At 58.6% G+C, this 21,642-nt stretch carries 21 protein-coding genes; 8 read left to right on the top strand and 13 right to left on the bottom strand.

The window, feature by feature from the left end; all coding sequences use genetic code 11:
• Positions 1-50 precede the first annotated feature (50 nt).
• A complete protein-coding gene (locus FHT85_RS21420) occupies positions 51-587 on the bottom strand; it encodes a GNAT family N-acetyltransferase (protein WP_112411218.1) in 537 nt (178 codons plus the stop codon).
• Positions 588-941: 354 nt separating this feature from the next.
• On the opposite strand from FHT85_RS21420, the gene FHT85_RS21415 reads away from it, so the two are divergent.
• From FHT85_RS21415 to FHT85_RS21405, 3 genes are all read left to right on the top strand, one after another.
• Positions 942-1,121, top strand: a complete 180-nt coding sequence (locus FHT85_RS21415; RefSeq protein ID WP_162700996.1) for a hypothetical protein — start codon at positions 942-944, stop codon at positions 1,119-1,121.
• A 336-nt stretch (positions 1,122-1,457) separates the two neighbouring features.
• The gene (locus tag FHT85_RS21410; RefSeq protein WP_112411219.1) at positions 1,458-2,039 is read left to right on the top strand and encodes a hypothetical protein; all 582 of its coding nucleotides are present in this window, start codon (positions 1,458-1,460) and stop codon (positions 2,037-2,039) included.
• A 407-nt stretch (positions 2,040-2,446) separates the two neighbouring features.
• Positions 2,447-3,511 carry a glycosyltransferase family 2 protein gene (locus FHT85_RS21405; protein ID WP_112411407.1) on the top strand — a complete coding sequence of 355 codons (1,065 nt, stop codon included), beginning with the start codon at positions 2,447-2,449 and terminating at the stop codon, positions 3,509-3,511.
• A gap of 51 nt (positions 3,512-3,562) precedes the next feature.
• On the opposite strand, the gene FHT85_RS21400 is transcribed toward FHT85_RS21405, so the two are convergent.
• The 3 genes from FHT85_RS21400 to FHT85_RS21390 form a co-directional block, all read right to left on the bottom strand.
• Entirely contained in the window at positions 3,563-4,828 is a 1,266-nt protein-coding gene (locus FHT85_RS21400) for a glycoside hydrolase family 5 protein (protein WP_112411220.1), read from the bottom strand.
• Between the two features lie 76 nt (positions 4,829-4,904).
• A complete protein-coding gene (locus FHT85_RS21395) occupies positions 4,905-5,387 on the bottom strand; it encodes a nuclear transport factor 2 family protein (protein WP_183774299.1) in 483 nt (160 codons plus the stop codon).
• A 17-nt stretch (positions 5,388-5,404) separates the two neighbouring features.
• Positions 5,405-6,643 carry a YbfB/YjiJ family MFS transporter gene (locus tag FHT85_RS21390; protein WP_112411222.1) on the bottom strand — a complete coding sequence of 413 codons (1,239 nt, stop codon included), beginning with the start codon at positions 6,641-6,643 and terminating at the stop codon, positions 5,405-5,407.
• Positions 6,644-6,747: 104 nt separating this feature from the next.
• Between FHT85_RS21390 and FHT85_RS21385 the strand changes: the two genes are divergently transcribed.
• Positions 6,748-7,632, top strand: a complete 885-nt coding sequence (locus FHT85_RS21385) for a LysR family transcriptional regulator (protein ID WP_112411223.1) — start codon at positions 6,748-6,750, stop codon at positions 7,630-7,632.
• On the opposite strand, the gene FHT85_RS21380 is transcribed toward FHT85_RS21385, so the two are convergent.
• The 6 genes from FHT85_RS21380 to FHT85_RS30860 all read right to left on the bottom strand — a co-directional run bounded on the left by FHT85_RS21380 (position 7,616) and on the right by FHT85_RS30860 (position 14,724).
• Complete coding sequence (locus FHT85_RS21380; protein ID WP_112411224.1) at positions 7,616-9,346, bottom strand: M14 family metallopeptidase; 1,731 nt, start codon at positions 9,344-9,346, stop codon at positions 7,616-7,618. The genes FHT85_RS21385 and FHT85_RS21380 overlap by 17 nt on opposite strands.
• Before the next feature lie 6 nt (positions 9,347-9,352).
• A complete protein-coding gene (locus FHT85_RS21375; protein WP_112411225.1) occupies positions 9,353-10,201 on the bottom strand; it encodes an ABC transporter permease in 849 nt (282 codons plus the stop codon).
• Positions 10,202-10,206: 5 nt separating this feature from the next.
• Positions 10,207-11,130 carry an ABC transporter permease gene (locus FHT85_RS21370; protein ID WP_112337356.1) on the bottom strand — a complete coding sequence of 308 codons (924 nt, stop codon included), beginning with the start codon at positions 11,128-11,130 and terminating at the stop codon, positions 10,207-10,209.
• A gap of 62 nt (positions 11,131-11,192) precedes the next feature.
• The gene (locus FHT85_RS21365; RefSeq protein WP_112411226.1) at positions 11,193-12,728 is read right to left on the bottom strand and encodes an ABC transporter substrate-binding protein; all 1,536 of its coding nucleotides are present in this window, start codon (positions 12,726-12,728) and stop codon (positions 11,193-11,195) included.
• Positions 12,729-12,772: 44 nt separating this feature from the next.
• A complete protein-coding gene (locus FHT85_RS21360; RefSeq protein ID WP_112411227.1) occupies positions 12,773-14,599 on the bottom strand; it encodes an ABC transporter ATP-binding protein in 1,827 nt (608 codons plus the stop codon).
• Positions 14,596-14,724 carry a hypothetical protein gene (locus tag FHT85_RS30860; RefSeq protein ID WP_281412972.1) on the bottom strand — a complete coding sequence of 43 codons (129 nt, stop codon included), beginning with the start codon at positions 14,722-14,724 and terminating at the stop codon, positions 14,596-14,598. Before FHT85_RS30860 ends, FHT85_RS21360 begins: the two co-directional genes overlap by 4 nt.
• A 313-nt stretch (positions 14,725-15,037) precedes the next feature.
• Between FHT85_RS30860 and FHT85_RS21355 the strand changes: the two genes are divergently transcribed.
• The 4 genes from FHT85_RS21355 (at position 15,038) to FHT85_RS21340 (ending at position 19,125) form a co-directional block, all read left to right on the top strand.
• Positions 15,038-15,730, top strand: a complete 693-nt coding sequence (locus FHT85_RS21355; RefSeq protein ID WP_183774296.1) for a GntR family transcriptional regulator — start codon at positions 15,038-15,040, stop codon at positions 15,728-15,730.
• A 156-nt stretch (positions 15,731-15,886) separates the two neighbouring features.
• Entirely contained in the window at positions 15,887-17,089 is a 1,203-nt protein-coding gene (locus tag FHT85_RS21350; protein WP_112411228.1) for an MFS transporter, read from the top strand.
• A gap of 90 nt (positions 17,090-17,179) precedes the next feature.
• Positions 17,180-17,857 carry a FadR/GntR family transcriptional regulator gene (locus FHT85_RS21345; RefSeq protein WP_112411229.1) on the top strand — a complete coding sequence of 226 codons (678 nt, stop codon included), beginning with the start codon at positions 17,180-17,182 and terminating at the stop codon, positions 17,855-17,857.
• On the top strand, positions 17,854-19,125 hold the full coding sequence (locus FHT85_RS21340) for a CynX/NimT family MFS transporter (RefSeq protein ID WP_112411230.1): 1,272 nt from the start codon (positions 17,854-17,856) through the stop codon (positions 19,123-19,125). The genes FHT85_RS21345 and FHT85_RS21340 overlap by 4 nt, the downstream gene beginning before the upstream one ends.
• 190 nt (positions 19,126-19,315) lie before the next feature.
• On the opposite strand, the gene FHT85_RS21335 is transcribed toward FHT85_RS21340, so the two are convergent.
• The 3 genes from FHT85_RS21335 to FHT85_RS21325 all read right to left on the bottom strand — a co-directional run bounded on the left by FHT85_RS21335 (position 19,316) and on the right by FHT85_RS21325 (position 21,539).
• Positions 19,316-19,789 carry a MucR family transcriptional regulator gene (locus FHT85_RS21335; protein WP_112411231.1) on the bottom strand — a complete coding sequence of 158 codons (474 nt, stop codon included), beginning with the start codon at positions 19,787-19,789 and terminating at the stop codon, positions 19,316-19,318.
• A 248-nt stretch (positions 19,790-20,037) separates the two neighbouring features.
• Positions 20,038-20,457: an NUDIX hydrolase gene (locus tag FHT85_RS21330; RefSeq protein WP_112411232.1), complete on the bottom strand. Its 420-nt coding sequence runs from the start codon at positions 20,455-20,457 to the stop codon at positions 20,038-20,040.
• 98 nt (positions 20,458-20,555) lie between these two features.
• Positions 20,556-21,539: an alpha/beta hydrolase family protein gene (locus tag FHT85_RS21325; RefSeq protein WP_112411233.1), complete on the bottom strand. Its 984-nt coding sequence runs from the start codon at positions 21,537-21,539 to the stop codon at positions 20,556-20,558.
• Positions 21,540-21,642: the final 103 nt, after the last annotated feature.

The raw sequence follows: 21,642 nt of genomic DNA, 5'->3' as shown, positions 1-21,642 counted from the left end.
CTGCTGCCGCATGAAGATGCGGCGCTGCGTCTTCTATGGGATCGCGGTACTTAACGCTCAAGCATATAGCAACACTGGACGATGGTTTCGCGACGTGCCCGCGAAAAGAGCTCCCTGTAGCTGGCTTGGCGGAAGCCCAGTTTGGTCAGCACCCGTCCCGAGGCGGGGTTGTCGGATGCGTGACCGGATTCGAGCCTGGACAAGCCGACCACCTGGAAGGCAAAGCCGATCAGTGCTCGCGCAGCCTCGAAGGCATAGCCCTTTCCCCAGGCTTGCCTTTCCAGCCAATAGCCAAGGCTGCCCTCACTCCCGGTAATGCCATCGACGTCGACGATGCCGATCATTCTTTCCTCTTGTTCGATGGCGAAACGATAGGCGGAGCCTTCGGCCCATTCGCGCCCATGGCTGGAAAACCAATCTCTGATATCGCTTTCGTCCGGAGGGTATGAGGCGTTGCTCAGCATACGTGTCACGGCCCAGTCGCTCTGGATTTCGAATGCGCGTGTAGCGTCGATGGCCGAGGTAGGGCGCAAGCGGAGGCGTGCCGTCTCGATGGAAGAGCGCTGGATTGATCTTGCTGTCATCATGGAAGTGTCTTGCCAGTAGAAAGATGGCGATGTGCGGTGAGGGCTCCTGAGTTTACTATCTCTGCGCGAGATGATGATGGGAAGCGATTTTATCAAGCTGCCGTTTTTTAGTCTTAGCCAATATATTGCCGCAATGGGCGCGCAAAAGCGCCGCCTCTTGCGGGCCTGGCCCGCGGGAATGTGGGACCGGCCGTGAGAGCGTTCCGTTTACGAGGGGCGAACCCCCTTTCGCGGTCCGGTCCTTTATCGCCGCGTCTTCCCGCAGATCCCCGCCAACCGCTGAAGCGTGCCGTAGCCTTCATTGAGGCAGCGCGACGGCACTGCCGGTACTCGCGTCTATGACGTCTTCGTCGATTGTTTCCAGAACGTCTGCTCAATCATATCCGCATTGAAGATGCGGCATACGAACATGATAGCTTCGATCAAGATGCTGCAACAAAGTTCTTGTTCGATCGGCATGGCGACCTGACGAAGGTGGTCGCATCGATGAACACCTATGAATTTGCCGGACAACAAAATAGCGGTCAGCGCTAGCTGCTATCAATAAATTGTCGAGACGGCACAAGTTTTATACTGTCGCGGGTTACTTCGAAGCGAGTATCGCAGCAGCACGAGGGTGTCGAAGTTCCAGATCGGAACGAGAGGCGGCCTGTCCCAGCGAAGGAAAAGATAGGAAATTTGCGCTTCGGGGTCGAAAAGGCGGCAATAGGGCGGCCGAAATGGCGATTTGCCCCGCAATAATAACGGATTATGTTGCCATTATACATCTATCCTTTACATATATGCGGGCATCCCTGTGGAGGAGCTCCGTCAGCTTTTTTGAAGCGATGGCGGCGTGACAAGGAACGCTAACCTGAAGAGATCAGATCAATGGCAAACTTTCTTGAGAAATGGACTTCCAAAAAGGCTGACAAGCCGAAGGCTGGTGCGCGGAACGTTGTTGATACATTTCGTGCCCGAGTAGCGGAGCAGAAGGCATATCTGGAGGAGTACGAGCGCGACGCGGCTGGCTTCAGGAAGTGGCGCTCCACCTGGTTCCAGCGCGTTCCAGGCGGATATGGTGTAACGGTCGGTCGTGACTCGATCAACGCCGGCCGCGGCTTGAGCTATGTCGTCGTCGATACCATCAAGGACGTGGCTGAGTTTCTCGATGATCTCGCCCATCATGCGGAACACGATGTTGGTTTCCAGCAGGCTCTCGAGCAGAACCGCCAGCGTCGTGTCGCACTCCTGAACGCGGCAAAGACGGGAGGTAAGGCAACAACGTCCAAAGCGAAAGCCAAGGCAAAGCCCGCAGCGGCAAAACCGGCTGCCGCCAAGCCCGCTGCCGCCAAGACGTCGACGAGAGCTACCCGGGCAAAGGCTGCTGTGGCAGCTCCCGCACCGGCTGCCGCAGAAGCTGCAAAGCCGAAGCGCACTCGCAGGACGAAGGCCGCCGGCGCGGCAGAATAAAGCTGAAGAAGCCCGCCTCGCGCGGGCTTCATTTTGTCTTCCTTCTGCATGGAGGATTATGCGTCAGTTGAGGTGAGACGCAGCATTTAGCAGCATCTATGTTGCAGATGCCGTTTCACGGACAGGAAAGAATACTCCGATCGCGATAGGCATAGCTGGCGCTTCAGGCTTTATCGCATGAGTGGATCGGTGAAATTTCCATCATGTGTGTCGGTCATTCAAAAGCCATAAAACTGGTGAGGCTTGGAACGGCAAGATGGATCGGCATGATCCAATAGCCGTTGCTTGATATGTTCGTGAGGCATCAGCCTGCATCACCGCATATCCCTGTTTGCAGCGCGCTCATCCATAAGGACCTGAATGAGAAGGTTCGCCGCAACCAAAGCAGATCTGCGAGGTTCAATGCGATGCATTCCATCCAAGACCGCGTTCCCGTCTCTATCGTCATTGCGAACTATAACTACGCGCATTTTCTGAGGCGCAGTATCGATAGCGCATTGGAACAGGATTACGATGAGGCTGAAGTCATCGTCGTCGATGATGCATCGACCGATGCGACGGCTGATGTCATCGCCTCCTATGGCTCCCGAATAAAGACATGTCTGCGTGAGGTGAACGGCGGACATGCTGCCGCGTTCAACACAGGCTTCACGTCCAGCCATGGCGAGATCGTGCTGTTTCTCGATGCAGATGATTATCTTTATCCGAATGCAGTATCGGAAGTTGTCGAAGCCTGGGAGGACAGGACAGCACAGGTGCAGTTCAGACTGCATATCGTTGACGAGAAAATGCAGGTGAAGGATGTATTCCCGCCTGTCGAATTGCCCTTCGATTCCGGCGACGTCACGCCGGAACTGCTGCGGAAAGGCCGCTATCAGACGACGGTCACCAGCGGTTTGGCATTCAAGCGTTCGGTGCTGGACAAGGTCATGCCGGTGCCCGAGTCGGAGTTTCGGCAGGGAGCGGATGGATATCTTGCCACGGTTGCGCCGCTTCATGGTGAGGTAACCTCCATCGAAGATTGCCTCGGCGCCTATCGTATTCATGGTGCAAATCATTCTGTCTTCGCCGAAAAGCTCGGACAGCGCGCGCGCTGGCGGATAAAACATGATTTCCGCCGGCTGGAGGCCCTGTCGGATCAGGCAAGCGAGATCGGACTGAACATGCGTGACGATGCCGGCCTCCACGACCCCGTGCATCTGGAGGAGCGTCTGGCATCGCTTTGCATCGACAGGGACCAGCATCCTGTCGCGAATGATTGCAGACTCTCCCTAGCCGCGGCCGGCGCGGCTGCCAGTCTCAAGATGAATGCGTCGCGAAAGCGCCGGCTGATGCTGGCCGGATGGTTTCTTTCCGTCGGTGTCCTGCCTCGGGATATGGCAAAGACTATCCTCTCGTGGAAGCTTGTGGCCTCGTCCCGGCCTCCGTTTCTCCTGCGCCTCTCGAAAACCATCAGGCATGCGATGGGATAGCTGGATTCCTGAAGACATGGAGTCTCTTGCGCCAATGAATTGACACTGATCCTATTCGGCCGTGCCTGATTTACGCGACGGTCCCATCAAGGCGTCGACCACGGCCTGATGATGGATATTCCTGTCATAGCGGCTGTCGGTTGCAAGCTGCATCAACCCGGAAAAGGCGGTTCTGGCGGAAGGTTTCTTGCCCTCGCTGCGGAGATAGGCAATCAGGCGACGATAATTTGCATTCGTCTTGATCTCCAGCGGATTGCCGGCGCCCATCTTCTTCAATGGCCACCACGACCAGCCGATACCATTCTTCTCCTGCAATTCTACGGCGCGGGCATACCATTCATTATTGTTTTCGCCGGATTCACCGTTCCAGAGCGGCATGTCATATTGTTCGCGCAGCTTCAGGAAAGGCTCGATCGATTCCTGCGTCGTCGGCGTCCAGTATTTGTGAAAGCTGAGCGCCGTGTTGCGGTCATCGATCGGCAGCACGCCGGCATAATTGTTACCCCAGCAATTGCCCTCGATAATAAGCATGTGGTTCGTGTCGATCGCGCGGATCGCGCTGATAGTGCGCCGATAGATGTCGCGCAGCGGCTGGTTTTCGGTCTCCCGGCAGCCGCCTTTGTCTTTCTTGTCCTGAAAACCCCAATTCGGCTCGTTGAGCAAGTCGTAACCCGCAATCGTCGGCTCGTCCTTGTAGCGGCGTGCGACCTCGCTCCACAGTGCGATCATCATTGCCTGGTTCTCATCGCTGTGCCAGAGCGAGGGCTTGTTCGGATTGCGATCGGAAATGGCGATGTCGTGACCCTGGCCGCCAGGTGCCGCATGCAGGTCTAGGATCAAGTACATGTCATTGGCTTTCAGCCAGCGGATCAGAAGATCGATCCGCCGAAAGCCCTCTTCGTTCCAGACAATGTTCTTGGACGTGTTTCTGCCGTGCTTGTCCTCGATGAAGAGGTTCCAGTGCATCGGCAGGCGCACGCTGTTGAAGCCCCATTTGGCCATTGCGTCGATATCGGCTTTCGTTACCGCATTCTCGCGCCAGGACCGATAGAATTGCTCGGTCCTTTTCTCGCCGATGACTTCGGAAATGCGGTTGCGAATGATGTGCTGCGCCTTGAGATTGGCAAGGCCCATCATGTAGCCTTCCTGCACCATCCAGCCGCCGAGGCCGAGGCCGCGCAGGATCAGCGGATTGCCCTTGCCGTCGACGATCCGCTGATGATCGGCGCGAACGAATCCCTCGGCCTGCGCCGGCGGTGCAAATGACCCAAGGCAGATAATGGACAGGCTGGCAAGGAACAGCAAAAAATGCCTCATGAATCCCAACTCGCGTGAAACTTTGGCGCCATGTGGGCAAGGTAGCGCGCAGAGGGCCAAAGTCTCGTGACAATATCTACGCCGGTTGCTCCAACGGTGCGCCAAAGATGATTTCCTGATAGGTAGCAAGCAGAGCAGGTTCCTCGATGGAGCCGTGATGGTGAAGCTGACGCCAGACGCCGTCGATCCGGGTGAACCAGCGTGTCGTTCGAATGCGAAGCTCGATACTCCTGTCGGTCGTGACGCAACTTCCCCTCTCACGCCCGACGAACAGGTGCCAGTCATCGCCGCCCTGGCTGGTAGAATCGTGGAATGCGACCTGGACTTTCGCCTTTCCACCAAACAGCTTCGCATAGCCATCACGGATCGACGGCCATCCGCGCCGGATGCCTCCGATCGGATTGTCCATGCTTGGCTTGTCGCCATCGGCCCAGTTGGCAGCGAGTGCTTCCAAGTCGGCGGTATTGAAGGCGCGATAGAAGCCGATAAGGGCATCGAGTGCACTGCCTTCGCCAAACATGTTTTCGCTGCCGGCAATCTCAGTCAAAAGTTCTGCCATGTCCAATTCTCCTGCTGTTATGAATCATGATCCTGGGCGTGTTCCCGCGGAGTGCGGATAAACACTGCGACGGAGAGGTCGATCGCCAGAGCGAGAATCATTGCGCCGGCCCCGATCAAGAAGAGCACGCTGTAGTTTCCACCGGTTTGGGCGAAGACGAAGGAAAGTCCATAAGCCGCTGCCGCCTGAAACAGGGCGAAGAATACGGTTGCCAGGCTCCAGGCGACTTTCTGTTGCGCCGGATGGTGTGGCAGCAGTTCTGCGATCCTGCCGAGCATCAAGGGAACAGTGCCGGTTACGAAGGCGCCGACGATCAGGCTCGAGGCGATCAGCCAAGCCTGCCCGAGACCAGAGGCGGGAATGGCGACTGCGAGAGCCTCGAGAAAAAAGGCAAATCGCAGCGCTGCAGCAAAACCCGTGCGATCAGCCAGATGGCCGGCAAGGATCGGGCCGATGGTGGCGCCGAGGCCAAACAGCACCCAGTATTCCGCACCGACCTGCAAGCCCTCTCCCAATCCGCGGGCAACGAAATCCACGAGGAAGATCATGTGCGGAACCCAGCCGGCGGCATTCAGCGCATATTCGATGTAGAGCGCACGCAGCGTCCAGCGTTTCGGGACATGCATGGCATTATGGCTTGTGGCGGTGTGGCCGACGACATCGCGCGGCCATCCGGCCCAGGCAATGATCGTGAGCAGCAGCGATAGGACGCCGATGCCAAGCCATGTCTCGCGCAGCCCCTGTTGCAGCAGCAGGGGAACCAATGTGCCCGATAGTGCGACGCCAGCGCCGATGCCCATAAAGATTATGCCGCTGGCAAGCCCTCGGCGAGATGGTGCGATCAGCGGCAGGACGGTCGGCGCTGCCAGAACCATCAGAGCGCCACCGGCAAGGCCGGCTACAAAACGCCACGCAAAGAACCATGAAAAGCTTACAGGAAAGGCGCAGGCAAAGAAGGCTGCCGTTGCGGCAAGCATCATGATCCTGAGCGTCAGGACGGTGGAAGTGCGTGCGGCGATCGTCCGCCCGAGCAATGCGCCGACGAGATAGCCGGAAAGATTCGCGGCACCGAGATAGGCGGCTGCCGAGGCTTCGAACCAATGGGCATCGACGATGGCAGGCAGAAGCGGCGTATAGGCGAAGCGGGCAAGGCCGATGCCGATCAGGCAAGCGCAGAATGCCGACAGGATGGCACGCCATGCCATCCGGGCATTCTGATGATTCCGGTCGGTTTCATGCGCGGCAGTGTCGGTCATGGGAACTCTCTCAGCGATCTGTGCTTGAGAGAATACGCCGCATGTTATATCATAAAAACTGAATTATTATGAGAGCAGTTATCTCTATTGGAGATAAGACGAAGATGGACGTATCCGATCTCAGGGTATTCGAAGCGGTATCGCGGCATGGCAGCATGAACCGGGCGGCGCAGGAGCTGCACACTGTTCAATCGAATGTGACGGCGCGGATCCGGGCACTGGAAGAAGAGCTGGGCGTCAGCCTGTTCCAGCGGCATGCAAGAGGCGTGTCGACCACGCCGGCGGGACAACGAATTCTGCCATTCGTCGGTCGCATCACCAAGCTTCTGGCCGATGCCCGCACCGCCGCCAAAGATGATGGTGAGCCGGGCGGGACGCTTTCCCTCGGCAGCCTGGAAACAACCACGGCGCTGCGATTGTCGCCGCTCCTGGGCCGGTTCGCCAAGACCTATCCACAGGTACGTCTTGTGGTGACAACAGGTACGACCCGCCGGCTGATCGACGATGTCGTTTCATGCCGGGTCGAGGGTGCCTTCGTGGCGGGTCCCGTCAACCACCCCGATCTCGATCACGAGGTGATCTTTCAGGAAGAGCTTGTTCTCGTAACGTCGCCTGCCATTCTCGAAATGAAAGACTTGGCCGGCATTGTCGATCTGAAGACTATCGTCTTCCAGATCGGATGTTCTTATCGGCAGCGGCTGGAGACGCTTCTTGCCGAGATGGGGATCGTCACGTCGAAGCCGCTGGAATTCGGCTCTTTGGACACGATCGTCAGCTGCGTATCTGCCGGCGTCGGCATCACTCTCTTGCCGAGAGGCGTCGTCGCTGCCGCCGCCCGGGAGGGCAGGGTTGCAATCCATGAGCTCCCGCCGGAACGGTCGCTGGTGGATACGCTCTTTGTGCGCCGAGCGAATGCCTATACGTCCAGTGCGATGACCGCGCTTCTCGACATGCTCCGATCAACCCGCCCGATTAACTCGAAGCCATGATCTCCTGCCAGGCGCGATAGGCCGAAAGCACCGTTTCCATCTGTGCGGAATGGCCGGCGATGAATGCGTCGCCATAAATGGTCTCGTCCGGATATTCGGTTATCAAGGTCATAGGCACCGTATGGCGATCGTCGATATTGGCGAGGCAGGGGAAGCCGTTGATGATGCGGAAGCCGGTTTCGCCGGCATGTATTTCATAGAGTGCGATCTGGCGGTCGTTGTAATCCAGCAGACCCGGTATGGCGCCGAGGTGCCGGGTGACCTTGTCGAGAAGCCGCTCGGCCTGAGCGGCCCAGCCGGAATGATAGCGAGCAATCAGGAAAAAGCCCTTGGGCAGTGTCCACATGGCGAAATTGCGCGGGACATAGCCGGAGAGCGGCCGCGTCCACTCATGCGCCGGATAGCCATGCAGGTTGACGTGCAGCCGCGCTCCGCTCAGCCTTTCCGCCTGGAAGCGGATTTTCTTTTCAAAGAGATAGGGACCGGCGGTCTCTTCGGTCCGATATTCGAGATCGTCGCCGAGCGCGGTATAGCGGGCGGCATGATACATGTGGCGCGGGCTGTCCCTACGCAGGCGCTGATGAAGGGCGTAACCGTCGGGATTTTCGAGCGGCGAGATGGTGAAATGCGCGCCTTCGAGCTTGGCAAGCCGACGCGCGGCACGCAGAGCTCCCGCACCACCGGTCGTCTCGTTGGCGTGCTGTCCGCCGCTGATCATCACGGCCGCGTCGCGGCCCTTGATATAGCGGGCTCTGACGATGCGGCCGGAGCGAGTAAGGGCCTCAAATGCTTCGCCGCCAATCTCTTTGAGTTCGGCCTCGATCTGCTGCACGGCCACAGGTTCCGTTGCGGTCTCGATCTGCTGTTCGGCTCCATCCCAATAGCGAGACGTCAGCGGCTGCGTTTCCACTCGGACGAAAATATCGCCGGAGGAGGGCAGAATCTGCGGAACGATCTGCCCCGGCTTCAAGCCGCGGTCACCGAGCGGCCGTCCGGATTTCTTCTGGAAGAATTCGAGCAGCGAGAAATAGAAGTCCTCGTGCAGCGCCTCGCGAAGGCTCATGACTTCGTCGCCGATAGGCAAGGCCTCATCCAACGCCGGCAGGGCAACGCGAATGTTCAGTTCCTCGAAATAGGGTTCGCTTGCGCCCCAGTCGAAGTGCGTGACCGCGTTGATGGTCTCCTCGAAGAGCTGCTCATAATCCGTGGCGAGCCGGTCGCCCGCCGCATTGCCGTTCCTCATGAGCCAGCCGGTCGGGGAAACGCTCGTTTCACCGGCGGCATCAATATGGACGCGATTGGGCGCGAGCACCTGCAATCGGCGTTCCCGGCCGGCATTGCCTTTCAGCAGAACGTCATAATGAAAGTCGCTGTCGGCTCTTGCGACAAAGATGATCTCGCGATTTCCCACCATTGCAGCGAGCGGATATGCTTCAAGGCGAAAGCGATTATCCGGTGCGTTGGGATGAACCGGATAGCGGATCTCGATCGCATTCACATCATGCAGGTCGATTTCCTCGATAAAGGCATTGACCAGCGGCTTGTAAGCGCTGCGGATACGGGCCTGTACGCCTTTTTCCCTGAGTTCGCGCTGTGCCTGCTGGCGGCTTTCTCCGTCATCGAAGGTCCAGGCTTCGAAGTTCTGGCCAGGCTTGGCATCGGCAACAAGGCGCGACAGTGTGCGCTCAAAATGTCTCTCGAAAATCATAGCCATGATATTCTACCTTGTCGTTCTGCCAGTTGGATCGAGGCTGTCGCGCAGCCAGTCGCCGAGGAGATTGAGACCGAGCACGGTCAAAAGGATTGCAAGGCCAGGGAAGAGGCTCACCCACCAGGCGGTTTGTAGATAGGTTCTCCCATCGGCCAGCATGCCGCCCCAGCTCGGAATTGTCGGGTCGACACCCATGCCAAGGAAGGTGAGGCTGCTTTCCAGAAGGATGTTGTTGGCAATGTTCAGCGTCATCAGCACGATCACCGGTCCCAGAAGATTCGGCAGCAGATGCTGGAAGATAATGCGCCAGTCTTTGACGCCGATCGCGCGCGCCGAGAGGATGAATTCGCGCTCGCGCAGGCTCAGCACCGAGCCGCGCACGAGACGTGCATATTGCACCCATTGCGAGACGATCAGCAGGATGATCGTGTTGGTGAGACTGCCGCCGACGATGGCGATGAAGGTAATGGCCAGGAGAATGAAGGGCATGGCGAGCTGGATATCGGCGAAGCGCATGAGGATCATATCCCAGATGCCGCGATAATAGCCCGCGGCAAGCCCCACCAGCACGCCGAGCACCACGCCGCCGATCACGGAGGTGAGGCCGACACTCAGCGATATCTTGCCACCTGCGACGACGCGGGCCAGCACATCGCGGCCGAGCGGATCGGTGCCGAAGGGATGGGCGAGGCTGGCGAAGGGTTTTGCAAGCCTTGCCATCAGATCGATTTTTTCGGCGCCGCCGGGAAAGAGTACATCGGAGAGAAGCACGGCAAGGCAGATGATGACGGTGATCAGGGCTCCAGCGATGAATTCGAAGCTGTAGAAACGCGAGCGGCGTGAAATCGTGGCGGCCATCAGCACTACTCCGTGCGAATGCGGGGATCGACGAGGCCGTAGGCGATGTCGACGAGAAGGTTGACGCCGACGATGAACAGCGCCAGCACGGTGATCACGCCCTGCAAGACCGGGTAGTCGCGGGCGCCGACGGCGTCGAATGCCAGTGTGCCGAGGCCGGGCCAGTTGAAGACACGCTCGATGACGACGATGCCGCCGAGCAGGCCGCCGAACTGGATGCCGAAATAGGTAATGAGCGGGATGGCGCAATTTCGCAGGGCGTGCTTGTAGAGCACCTTGCTCTCGCTGAGGCCCTTGGCGCGCGCGACCATGATATATTGCGATTGCAGCGTTTCCAGCATGGCGGTGCGCACCAGGCGAACATTCGTCGCCGTCAGGATGACGCCCATGGTCACTGCCGGCATGACGTAGCTTGAAATCCCGACCATGCCGCTTGGCGGCAGCCAGCCGAGCGTGATGGAGAATAGGAGCACCATCATCAGCGCCAGCCAGAAATTTGGAAAGGAAAGGCCAAGCAGCGAGAGAACGCGTATCACCTGGTCTGCCATCTTTCCACGTGCCGTCGCCGCCTTGATACCGAGCGGGATGGAGAGCGCAATCGAGACCACCATGGAAATGAAAGCAAGCAGCAGCGTGGCGGGCAAGGCATTGGCGATCAGTTGCGAGACCGGCGTACCGCCGGTGAAGCTGCGGCCGAAATTGAGCGTCAGCAGTCCCTTCAGGAAGCTGAAATACTGCACGAGGAAGGGCTGATCCGTGCCTAGGGCTGTACGGATACGCACGAGATCCTCTTCCGTCATGCTGCCGCCGCCCTGAAACATCATCACGGCAGGGTCGCCGGTGAGGCGGATGGCAAATGAGACGAGAAGAGTGATGGCGATCACAACGAAAATCGCCTGCAGCAATCGCTTGATGAGAAAACCGGCCACGTTCTTACCCTAAGAGCTTTCTAGTGACGCCGCCGACCGAGCCGGCGGCGTCTGCTTAATGATTAGTCGACGGTGACTTCGTTCAACTTGATGCGGGTATCGGGAGCGGGCACGAAGCCCTTGACGCGCTTGCTGACGCCGTAGATCGCGTTGCTGTTGTAGAGCGGCAGTTCGAGCGCCTTGTCGGCGACATACTTGCCGATGTCCTTCAGCACCTTTTCGCGCTCGCCGCGCTCGGTGAGCGGGCGCTGCGATTCCAACAGCTTGTCCAGCGTCGCATCCTTTTCGTACGGATTCCACTTTTCGCCGGAGTGGTACATCGAATAGGCGGTGTTGTCGTAGTCGAAGGTCCAGCCGCCCCATTTCTGCTGGAACATCGCGCCGGTCTTGCCCTGCGGGATGATATCGTTCAGCAGAACGTTGGTTTCATAGGGCTTGATGGTTGCGGTGAGGCCGACCATCTGCAGATAGCTTGCTACGACCTGCGCCACCTCGTTCATCGTCGCGTCGTTGCCCCGAATGTCGATCTGCAATGCCGCGCCCGGCTTCACGCCAGCTTCGGCGAGCAGCTTCTTGGCGCCTGCCGGATCATAGGGAAGCGGCTTCAGATCGGCATCGTAGCCGAAGGACAGAGAATTCTGGAAGCTGACGATTTCTGTGCCCTGGCCAGCGAGGATCGACTTCACGATCGTGTCACGGTCAACGGCCATGATGATCGCCTTGCGCACGCGCGGATCGGCGGTGATGCCGTCGCGGGTGTTGAAGCGCAGCGCATCGACCGTTGGGCCTGGAACGCTGGCGATTTCCAGCTTGGAATCGCCCTGGATGACCGGCAGCATCCCGATCGGAATGGTCGGCGGGATGACGAGATCGACGCGGCCGGCCTGAAGCTCGGCAACGGCCGTCGCCGGCTCGCTGATGAAGCGGTATTCGAGCTCCGAAAGCTTCGGCGCGCCGCCCCAGTAATCCGGATTGGCTTCGAGCTTGATGTTCACCTTCGGCGTATAGGAAACGAACTTGAAGGCGCCGGTGCCGACCGGGTTGAGGTTGAAATAATCCTCGCCCTTTTCCTTGATGTATTTCGGCGGAACGATCATTGCGCCATAGCCGGCAAGCTTCGTCAGCAGCACGGGGTCAGGCGTCTTCAGCTTCATGTCGACCGTGTAGTCGTCGATGATGTCGACGCTTTCGATCGCCGTGTAGTTCGAGCGCTGCGGTCCCTTGGCGCCCTGTTCTCCGAGCAGGCGATCGAAAGTAAACTTCACCGCTTCTGCATTGAAGGGCTCGCCGTCATGGAACTTCACGTTATGACGCAGCTTGAAGCGGATGCGCTTGCCCTGGTCCAGTTCTTCCCAGGATTCGGCAAGGCCCGGCACCAGCTTGAGATCGGGGCCGCGATAGGTGAGGCCGTCGAAGATGTTGGTCGAAACAGCGGCCCATGCCACCAGGAAGGTGTCGATCGGGTCCCAGCTGCCGGGATCCTGCGACGACGACACCGTCAGCTTGCCCGCGGCCAGCGCCGGCGAGGCGTTAATCGCGACGCCCGACAGGACGAGTGCCGTCAGAGCCGTTTTCAGTCCCCATTTCATTCTTCTCATTGAACCTGGTTCCTCTTCAGATCGATGCGATGGTTGGCGGTCGTTCAGGCGCTCTTGGCGATGAAGTGGCCTGAGGTGATTTCTTCGTGAGCCAGGATCGGCGGTTCGTCGCCGACGCGGCGGACCGGATTGGGGATCTCGCCCTCGATAAGCGCGGTTCTGCGCTCCTGCGTCGGGTCGGCGATCGGCACGGCCGAAATCAGGCGCTGCGTATAGGGGTGCATCGGCGTTTCAAAGACCTGCCGCCGGCTGCCGATCTCCATGATCTGGCCGAGATAGAGGACGGCGACGCGATGGCTGATCTTTTCGACCACCGCCATGTCATGGCTGATGAACAGATAGGCGAGCCCCCGTTCGGCCTGGAGATCCATCAAGAGATTGATGATCTGGGCCTGGATCGAAACATCGAGAGCGGAAAGCGCCTCATCGGCAATAATGAGTTTCGGATCGGAGGCAAGGGCGCGGGCAATGCAGACGCGCTGGCGCTGGCCGCCGGAAAACTCGTGCGGATAGCGATCGGCATGGGCTGACGTCAGCCCGACGCGTTCCAGTAGCTCGTCCACCCGGCGGCGAACCGCCTTCGATCCGGTGATGATGCCATGCGTGTTGATCGGTTCTGCAATCGAGAATCCCACAGTCTTACGCGGGTCGAGCGAAGCGAAGGGGTCCTGGAAGATATACTGCACATCGCGGCGCAGGTGGAAACGCTCCAGCGCCGACATGGCGGCAAAGCTCTTGCCATTGAAGGTGATTTCGCCGGAGCGCGCTTTCTGCAATTGCTGGATGGTGCGTCCGATCGTTGACTTGCCGGAGCCGGATTCGCCGACGAGGGCCAGGGTTTCACCGGGATGAATATCGAAAGCGACCTTCTGGACGGCACTGCAGCGATGCGTGACCTGACCGAATATGTTCTTCTTTATATCGAAGCGCACGAAGAGATCGCGCACCGACAGGAGCGGCTGCTGGTCGTAGCGGGCAGTATTCTGGACCCGTTCTTCACCGACGATCTTCGGCTCGCCGCTGTCGAGGACAGTCAGCGGTATGCGTTTCGGAAAATCCTGACCGGTCATGCTGCCAAGCCTAGGCACTGCGGCGAGAAGTGCCTTCGTATAAGGGTGTTTCGGATTGGCGAATATCTCGCGAACCGGACCCTCTTCGACCTTCTTTCCCTTCCACATGACCACGACATCATCAGCCATCTCGGCAACCACGCCCATGTCGTGGGTGATGAAGATCATACCCATGCCGAGATCCTTCTGCAGGTCCCGCATGATGTTGAGAATCTGCGCCTGGATGGTCACGTCGAGCGCCGTCGTCGGCTCATCGGCAATCAACAGCTTCGGACGGCAGGCAAGCGCCATGGCGATCATGACGCGCTGGCGCATGCCGCCGGAAAGCTGATGCGGATAGCGGTTCAAAAGGGCGGCCGCATCCGGCAGGCGTACCATCTCCAGAAGGCGACGGGCTTCCGCCATTGCGGCGGATTTGCCGAGTTTCTCATGAAGAAGAAGGACTTCGCAGATCTGGTCGCCGATTGTGAAGACGGGATTAAGGGAGGTCATCGGCTCCTGGAAGATCATGGCGATCTCCTTGCCGCGAACTGCGCGCATATCCTTCTGCGAGAGCTTCAGCAGGTCCTTGCCGTTGAAGAGGATGCTGCCGGTCTCGAAGCGCGCGCCCATCATATCGGCAAGGCGCATGACCGAAAGCGAGGTCACCGATTTGCCGGAGCCGGATTCGCCGACGACCGCGAGCGTTCGCCCGGGCTCGACCGAAAATGAAAGCCCTTCGACCACGCGGTTTTCGCCGAACCACACAGTCAGATCCGTTACGGACAGAAGCGGTTTGTTGTCGCCAGCGGCCTTGGTCATGCGCTTACCTCGGTTTTGGGCAGGTCGTTCATGGCATCCGGAATGATAGCCGCGTTGTTCTTTGCATCGATGATGCAGGCGCACTCGCTGGGATCGCCACCAAGTTCGGACCGCAGCATGCTCATGCCGGCACCTGTTGCAGCCTGACAAAAGCAGGCGATGTTTTTCTACAAGACAGGCGTCTCATGAACATCTGTATCTGCGTTCCCATTATATTTGTTAGGCCGTGAGATAGCATCAAACGACAATCTGGTCTATATTGTTCAACAATTTTCATATTGCCAATCAAAAATGGGGACAAATCTGCGCAAAATCTTCCACCGGATCTGGCCGTCGACAGGTCGCCAGCCCCAGGCAAGCGGAATACCCGCTCGCTTTCCAGCCGGCGCCTGATTTGCGGGCGTTCGAGACGATTGAATGCAGATGCCCGGAGAGCGAATGAAGCAGACAAATCTTGCCAGCATCGAGCCGGCGACCGTCGCGGAGACGGGGCAGACGGTTGCAGAACTGACCGCCGCCCGCATCCGAGAGCGCGTGATCAGCGGCACGCTCTCGCCCGGCAGCCATCTATCGGAGGCGGCTCTTTGCGAGGAGTTGCAGGTCTCGCGCAATACGCTGCGCGAGGTTTTCCGGCTGCTGACGAAAGAGGGCGTGCTGCGCCACGAGGCCAATCGCGGCGTCTTCGTTTCCACGCCGAGCATTTCGACGATCATGGATATCTTCCAGATTCGCCGCCTGATCGAGTGCTCGGCACTCGCCAATGCACATCACCGCCACCCAAGCGTCGACAAGATGCGTGCCGCCATCGATGCCGCCGTCCAGTATCGTGAGCGTGGCGAATGGCTGGAGGTCGGCAGCGCCGATATCGCCTTTCATGCGGCGATCGTCGAGCTTGCCGACAGTCCCAGGCTTTCGGCCTTCTATGCGCAGATCTCGCTGGAGCTGCGCCTCGTCTTTGGGCTGATCCGCGATCCCGAATATCTGCACGCACCCTATGTCGGCCAGAACGCGACCATTCTTGCGCATCTGGAGGAGGGGGCGCCGGCGAGTGCCGCCGCCGCGCTGGAGAAATATCTGTTCCACGCCGAACGCTTTATTTTGGCCGCCTATTCGCGCGCGATGCCTGGCTGACGCCCAATTGCCCCCATTGATATGATGAATGATGTGGACAATCCGCGTCTGAGAAGGTCAAGCGCGATGCAATCATTTGCGTCTTGATCAGCTTTGACGGAAGGATATCCAGCGCCTCGGATAAAGGCCTAATTTGCAACATACCCGACCCCGCCAATGACCCGTCTCCTTCCCGACGTTTTCCGCGACCCGACCATACGGGTGAGCATGCTTGCGATTTTTGCCTTCGGTTTTGCCGGAGCAGCGACCTCGCCCTATCAATCGGTCGTCGGCATCCGCGAACTCGGCCTCAGTAACGGGCTCTATTCGACGCTGATCTTCTGCGCGGCTGCGGTGAATGTCGTCGTCAGTATCCTGCTTGGAAATCTGGCCGACAGGCTCGGTCAATATCGGGTTATGATGCTGACGGTCGCCACTTTCGGCGTGCTGGGTTATAGCGCCGTCTATGTCGTTCCGGCACAGGCGACTTTCGTGCTCAGCGCCTTGTTCTTCCTGCCGATCTACGGCTCGCTCAACTCGCTGCTCTTTGCCAATGTCCGCGTTGCGACGAGGGGAATGGAGCGCAACGATATCGCCACGGTCAATTCCGGCGTGCGTGCGATGATCTCCCTTTCCTGGGTGCTGGTGCCTGGGATAACCGGAGCGCTGCTTGCGAATTCAGCGAGCATGCTGCCGGCCTATCTGTTCGCCGGTCTCGCCTGCGTCGCCTGTTTCGGATTGATCGCGATTTTCCTGCCGCGCCAGGATGGCATAGACAAGGCTGCTGCCCATCATCTTTCCTATCTTGCCGCGCTGGGCGAGGTCATCTCTCCGCCTGTCTTCGTGCGCCTGATCGCCGTCGCGCTGATCAGCAGCACGCTGCATGTCAACGGCGCCATCCTGCCGCTTATCGTCACCGGTGCGGCACACGGAACCGTGACTGATATCGGCATTCTGGTCGGGATCGTTGCCCTTCTCGAAATCATCTTCATCGTCGTTTGGGGACGGGCGCAGCGGATTATGAGCCACGTCGTGGCGCTGGCGATCGGTACGGTGATCTATATCGTCTATCTGGTCCTGCTCGGATTGGCGTCTGCGCCCTGGCATGTCTATGCGCTGACCCTCATCAGCGGGGTCGGGGCGGCTGCCCTGATCAGTATTCCGATCACCTACCTGCAGGATCTGATTGCCGAGCGCCCGGGTTTGGGCAGCGCCCTGATCTCGGTCAATATCTTTCTGAGCGCAGGTCTCAGCGCTCTTCTTTTCGCCATCGGCACAGCCGTCAGTAATTATTCCGGAACGGCGCTTATCGGCGCTGCCGCCGGTTTGTTGGGGCTCGGCTTGCTGCTTTTCTTCGAAAGGGTGAGGCGGCATAGCTAAGGCGATCGTTAGTCTGGTGAAAATCATTGACGACGCATCGAGTATTGCCTAAGTGATAAAGTCATCCGATGACTTGATGAAAGTTCAGCCATGCGTGCTTTGACAAAAACGACGCTCGCGGATACAGCCGTTGAAGCAATCCGCAGCGAAATCACCGCCCGACGTTGGCTGGTCGGGGAAAAGCTGCCGAACGAAGCCTCCCTTTCATCCATGCTGTCGGTCAGCCGCGGTACGATCCGCGAGGCGGTGAGGGTGCTGGTGTCTCAGGGTTATCTCGAAACTCGGCAGGGATCCGGGACCTATGTTCGGTCTAACAAGGATGTCAGCCTCCCCCTGGATATGGCGCGTCGCGCTGGATTGAGGGATCAGTTCGAAGCCCGGCTTGCGCTGGAGGTCGAGGCCGCACGGCTTGCCGCGCTACGCCACTCATCGGACGTCGTTTCACAGTTGCGTGCCTTGCTGGTTGCCCGCGGCAATTATACGGGCGGCGATAAGGCCGCATTCATCGAGCGCGATCTTGCCTTTCACAGGGCGGTCGTCGCAGCCTCGCAGAACAGGGCCATGATCGAAATCTACGAGTTCTTCTCTTTCTCGATCGCCGAAACTATCGAGGCGACGCTCGGTGCGGATATTCCCGAGCCGGATATGCAGGCGCATATCGCCATCGTCGATGCCATCGAAAGCGGTAGTCCCGAAGCCGCCGACAGAGCCGTGCGCCACTTCATGGCCCCCATCGTCGCTACTCTTGATCGGTTGCTTATGTCATGACCATGCCCTCGCAAAATCTCCCCTCCGTCGAGTTGATCGATGCCGAGGCCGATGAAATTCCGGTACCGCTGCCGCATGGAGGCAAATCGCCGATCGGCAGGTTTCTACTGGGTGCGAGCCTTGTGCTTATCGCTTTCAACCTCAGGCCGGTCTTTTCCAGCGCGTCGACACTTTTGCCGGAGATACGGGCCGGACTTGGTCTCTCCGCCTTCGGCACCAGCATTCTCACGACCTTGCCCGTCATCTGCATGGGACTGTTTTCACCACTTGCGCCAAGGCTCGCACAACGCATGGGCACCGAGCGTGTTCTGCTCGGCGTCATTTTCCTTCTTGCGCTCGGTACGGCGCTGCGGGGCTTTTCCTCGATTTCGCTGCTGTTCTTGGGTACCGCGTTGGCCGGCGCCTGCATTGCTATCGGCAATGTACTCTTGCCGGGCGTGGTCAAGCGCGATTTCCCCGATAGAGCGGCGCTCATGACGGGCTGCTATACGATGGCGCTATGCGCGGGAGCTGCGAGTGCAGCCGGGTTCACGCTTCCCGTCGAACGTGCCCTCGGCGATTCGCTGGGTGGCGCGCTCGCCATCTGGGCCCTGCCTGCCTTCGCAGTCGGACTTCTCTGGTTGCCGCAGGTGATCGGAACGCATAATCAGGCCCGACGTACCGGCTTTCGCGTGACCGGTTTATGGCGTGACCGCATTGCCTGGCAGGTGACGTTTTTCATGGGGCTGCAATCGGCGCTCGCCTATTGCGTCTTCGGCTGGCTCGTGCCTATTCTGCGTGAGCGTGGTCTCGACGGCGTGACGGCTGGTGTCATCGTATCTGCCTCGGTTATGGTGCAGGCGGCTGCCTGTCTGGTTGCCCCCCATATCGCCGTTAAGGGTAAGGATCAGCGCGCCATCAACGTCAGCCTGTGCGCGACCGCCGTTATCGCCTTGCTGGGCCTGCTTTTCGCTCCGCTTTGGACGGTCTGGTTCTGGGCCGTGCTTCAAGGCATCGGTCAGGGTGGATTGATCGCGGTGGCGCTGACGGTCATTGTGTTGCGTTCGCCTGACGCGCATGTGGCCGCGCATCTCTCCGGCATGGCCCAATTCGTGGGTTATTTGCTCGCTGCAATCGGCCCGCTCGTCGTCGGCATGATTCATGGCTGGACGGGAAGCTTTGCCTGGTGCGCAGTGTTGTTCGTGCTGCTCGGTCTCGGGGCTGCGATCAATGGCTGGTTTGCCGGCCGCGCGATCACCGTCAATGCGAGGACAATCGAAACCCCATAATGGAATGAGTGCTTGTCGCTTGCAGAGCGATGGGTGAGGGCGCTGAAGCGCCGGGACGGATCTTATGTGGGCTCGCTAGCAGAGGGCGGCTCTATTGATGTGCCAGCAGCCGGGATGAATTTGCTCACGCAAGAGCGATCGCTCATTAAAAACGCGGCGCACGCTCGCGGCGCCTGGCGAAGCGCCGGGGTTATCCGATCTTGCGTTGCCGGCGGGGCGGCTCAACCACCGGAGGAATCTCGGTCGTGCCCTTGGCGTGGCCAAGGAGAGCCTTCTTGGCCAGCGTCGATCTTGCGGCGGCATAGGAGGCACACACCATTGGATAGTCCGCAGGCAAGCCCCATTTCCTTCGGTATTCTTCGGGCGTGAGACCATACTTGCTGTTCAAGTGCCGTTTTAGGGATTTGTATTTCCCACCGTCTTCCAGGCACACAAGATAATGATCAGTGATGGATTTCTTGATTGGGACTGCTGGCTTCTGAGATCTTTCCGTCGGCGCTGCCGACGGCACAAGTTGCTGGGAGCCTGCGAGTGCGGAATAAGTTTCCGCAATGAGCCTCGACAAATCTTTCATCGCGAGCTTATTGTTAAGGACATAGGCGGAGACGATCTTGCTCGTCAGCGCAAGAAATCTTTCGCCAGCGACAGTATTTCCTGTTTTCATTTTCCGCCTCCCACGCTTATTTAATTATTTATGCAATATGGTTTCGGCTTTCAATAGAAGATTGAGCGATTTTGGAGATTATTTTTTACGGTTTATTGTTATAGTAAATATGAGGGGCTTAGGATCTGCAAATTGTTATTTGCTCTGCATGCGCGTTTTCGAACTCACGGTCTCCGCCGTTTGACCGAAAGTCGATAGATTTCCACGAGGTAAGCCATATCGTGCTTTAGCTCTGCCGGAGTCGAATGTTAGTTGCCGGGGGATAGACTATATTGTCGATGAAATGGCAGGACGTGATGTTCGGTAAGCGGCGCCATAACGATATCAGGCGGATTTTGTGGTGAAATCCAACGAATCTCCTCGATCTCGGCCGTTGCTCCGATTTCGGCGTCGCCCACGTGCAGCCGGAATATATCTGCAATGACGGTATGGTTCGGCTCGTTGGCGGCCGGCGCCTGGAAGCGGCCGATGAAAGTCAAATCGCTTGTGTTTACCGTGAGGCCCAGCTCTTCCAAGAGTTCTCTGATAAGGGCCGACTCTGCTGTTTCCTGGGGTTCGATCTTGCCTCCCGGTTGCATGAAGGCAATGGTGCCGCGCTTGCGTACGAGCAACGTCTTTCCATCCAGGCGAAGCATCAGGGCCGCTGCTATGCGTATCGTTTTTGCCATGCCGTGATCTGAGCGGATTCGCGGTTGGTTTTCAACGCTCGTGATGTCCGCGCATAGTTCCATGCGATATGCTGCTTTGCGCTCCGATATGTTTGCCGTTACTGCTGCGTCAGATGCTGGTGGAAAAATGCAACGACTGTGGCGTTGAATTGCTTATGAAACGCGGCGCGATCGAAGCCCGGCGCGTCGGTGCAGGCATCAGACGATGGCCTTATTTCCGGGCAAGGCGTCAGAAACGATAAATGCACGGCATTGGGGACGACTCGAAAATCCGGCTTTTCCGGCAATAGGCGTGCGAGCGTTGCGACATTTTCGGGAGATGCTCCACCACCCCCTCCAAGTTCCGAGCCCCAAAGCTGAAGCGGGACTCTGACATCTTTCACACTGTCTGCAGTCGGGAAGACGATGCTCAGCGGGTCGGCTACAACGACTGCCCCGATGCGAGGATCGTGGGTTAGCAACTGCGGCGGCGGTTCTCGCCGGGGAGGCTGAGCACGACTCGCTGGCGGGCAGCCTGCTGCTTTCGGATCTGAACAGCGTGGCGGCAGTTTGGTGAAATCCGGATTGGCTCCCGCAACGACGAGGCCGGTATATCCGCCCTGGGAGAATCCGTAGAAGCCGATCCGCTGCGGATTGATCTTTCCTGCATCGGGAGACGTATCAATCATGAAGTCGACAGTGCGTTTGATGTCGACAGGTCGCTCGATCAATACGCCAAGACCGTTTGCCTTGCTCATGTCGGCATGATTGGCATGCGGATGATTGATGGCCACGACAATGAAACCAGCGTCGGCAAGCGCTTCGGCGGTATCGTGATGGCCGAGATACCAGCCGCCATAGCCATGCGAGATAATGATGAGTGGCAACTTCTCGCCTGCAATCGGACAATCCGGCGTTGCCGGTATTGCGAGAGCTCCGATCTTCACTTCTGTCGGAGAGGTCGTGCAAGGAGACCACATTGCGGCGTCGATCGCCGGGTTATCCGTATCACCGGAGATGCGAATGAATTTCAAACCTGCCGCATATCCCGATGGCGCGGCAAGAAAGAGCGTAGCCGCGATGGCAAGGCTGAAGCGGATCATGGCAACTGCTCCATTTAACCAGAAATATGCGCTGCGCGATGGGCTGCGATGGCAAGGTGCGTCGGTCCATAGGCCAGGCGATGACGCGAAGGCGGCATGTGCC

The sequence above is a fragment of the Rhizobium sp. BK312 genome (assembly GCF_014193605.1).
Lineage (GTDB): Bacteria > Pseudomonadota > Alphaproteobacteria > Rhizobiales > Rhizobiaceae > Rhizobium.
The sequence above is the reverse complement of the archived record's forward strand: the minus strand, read 5'-3'. Positions and strand labels throughout refer to the sequence as shown.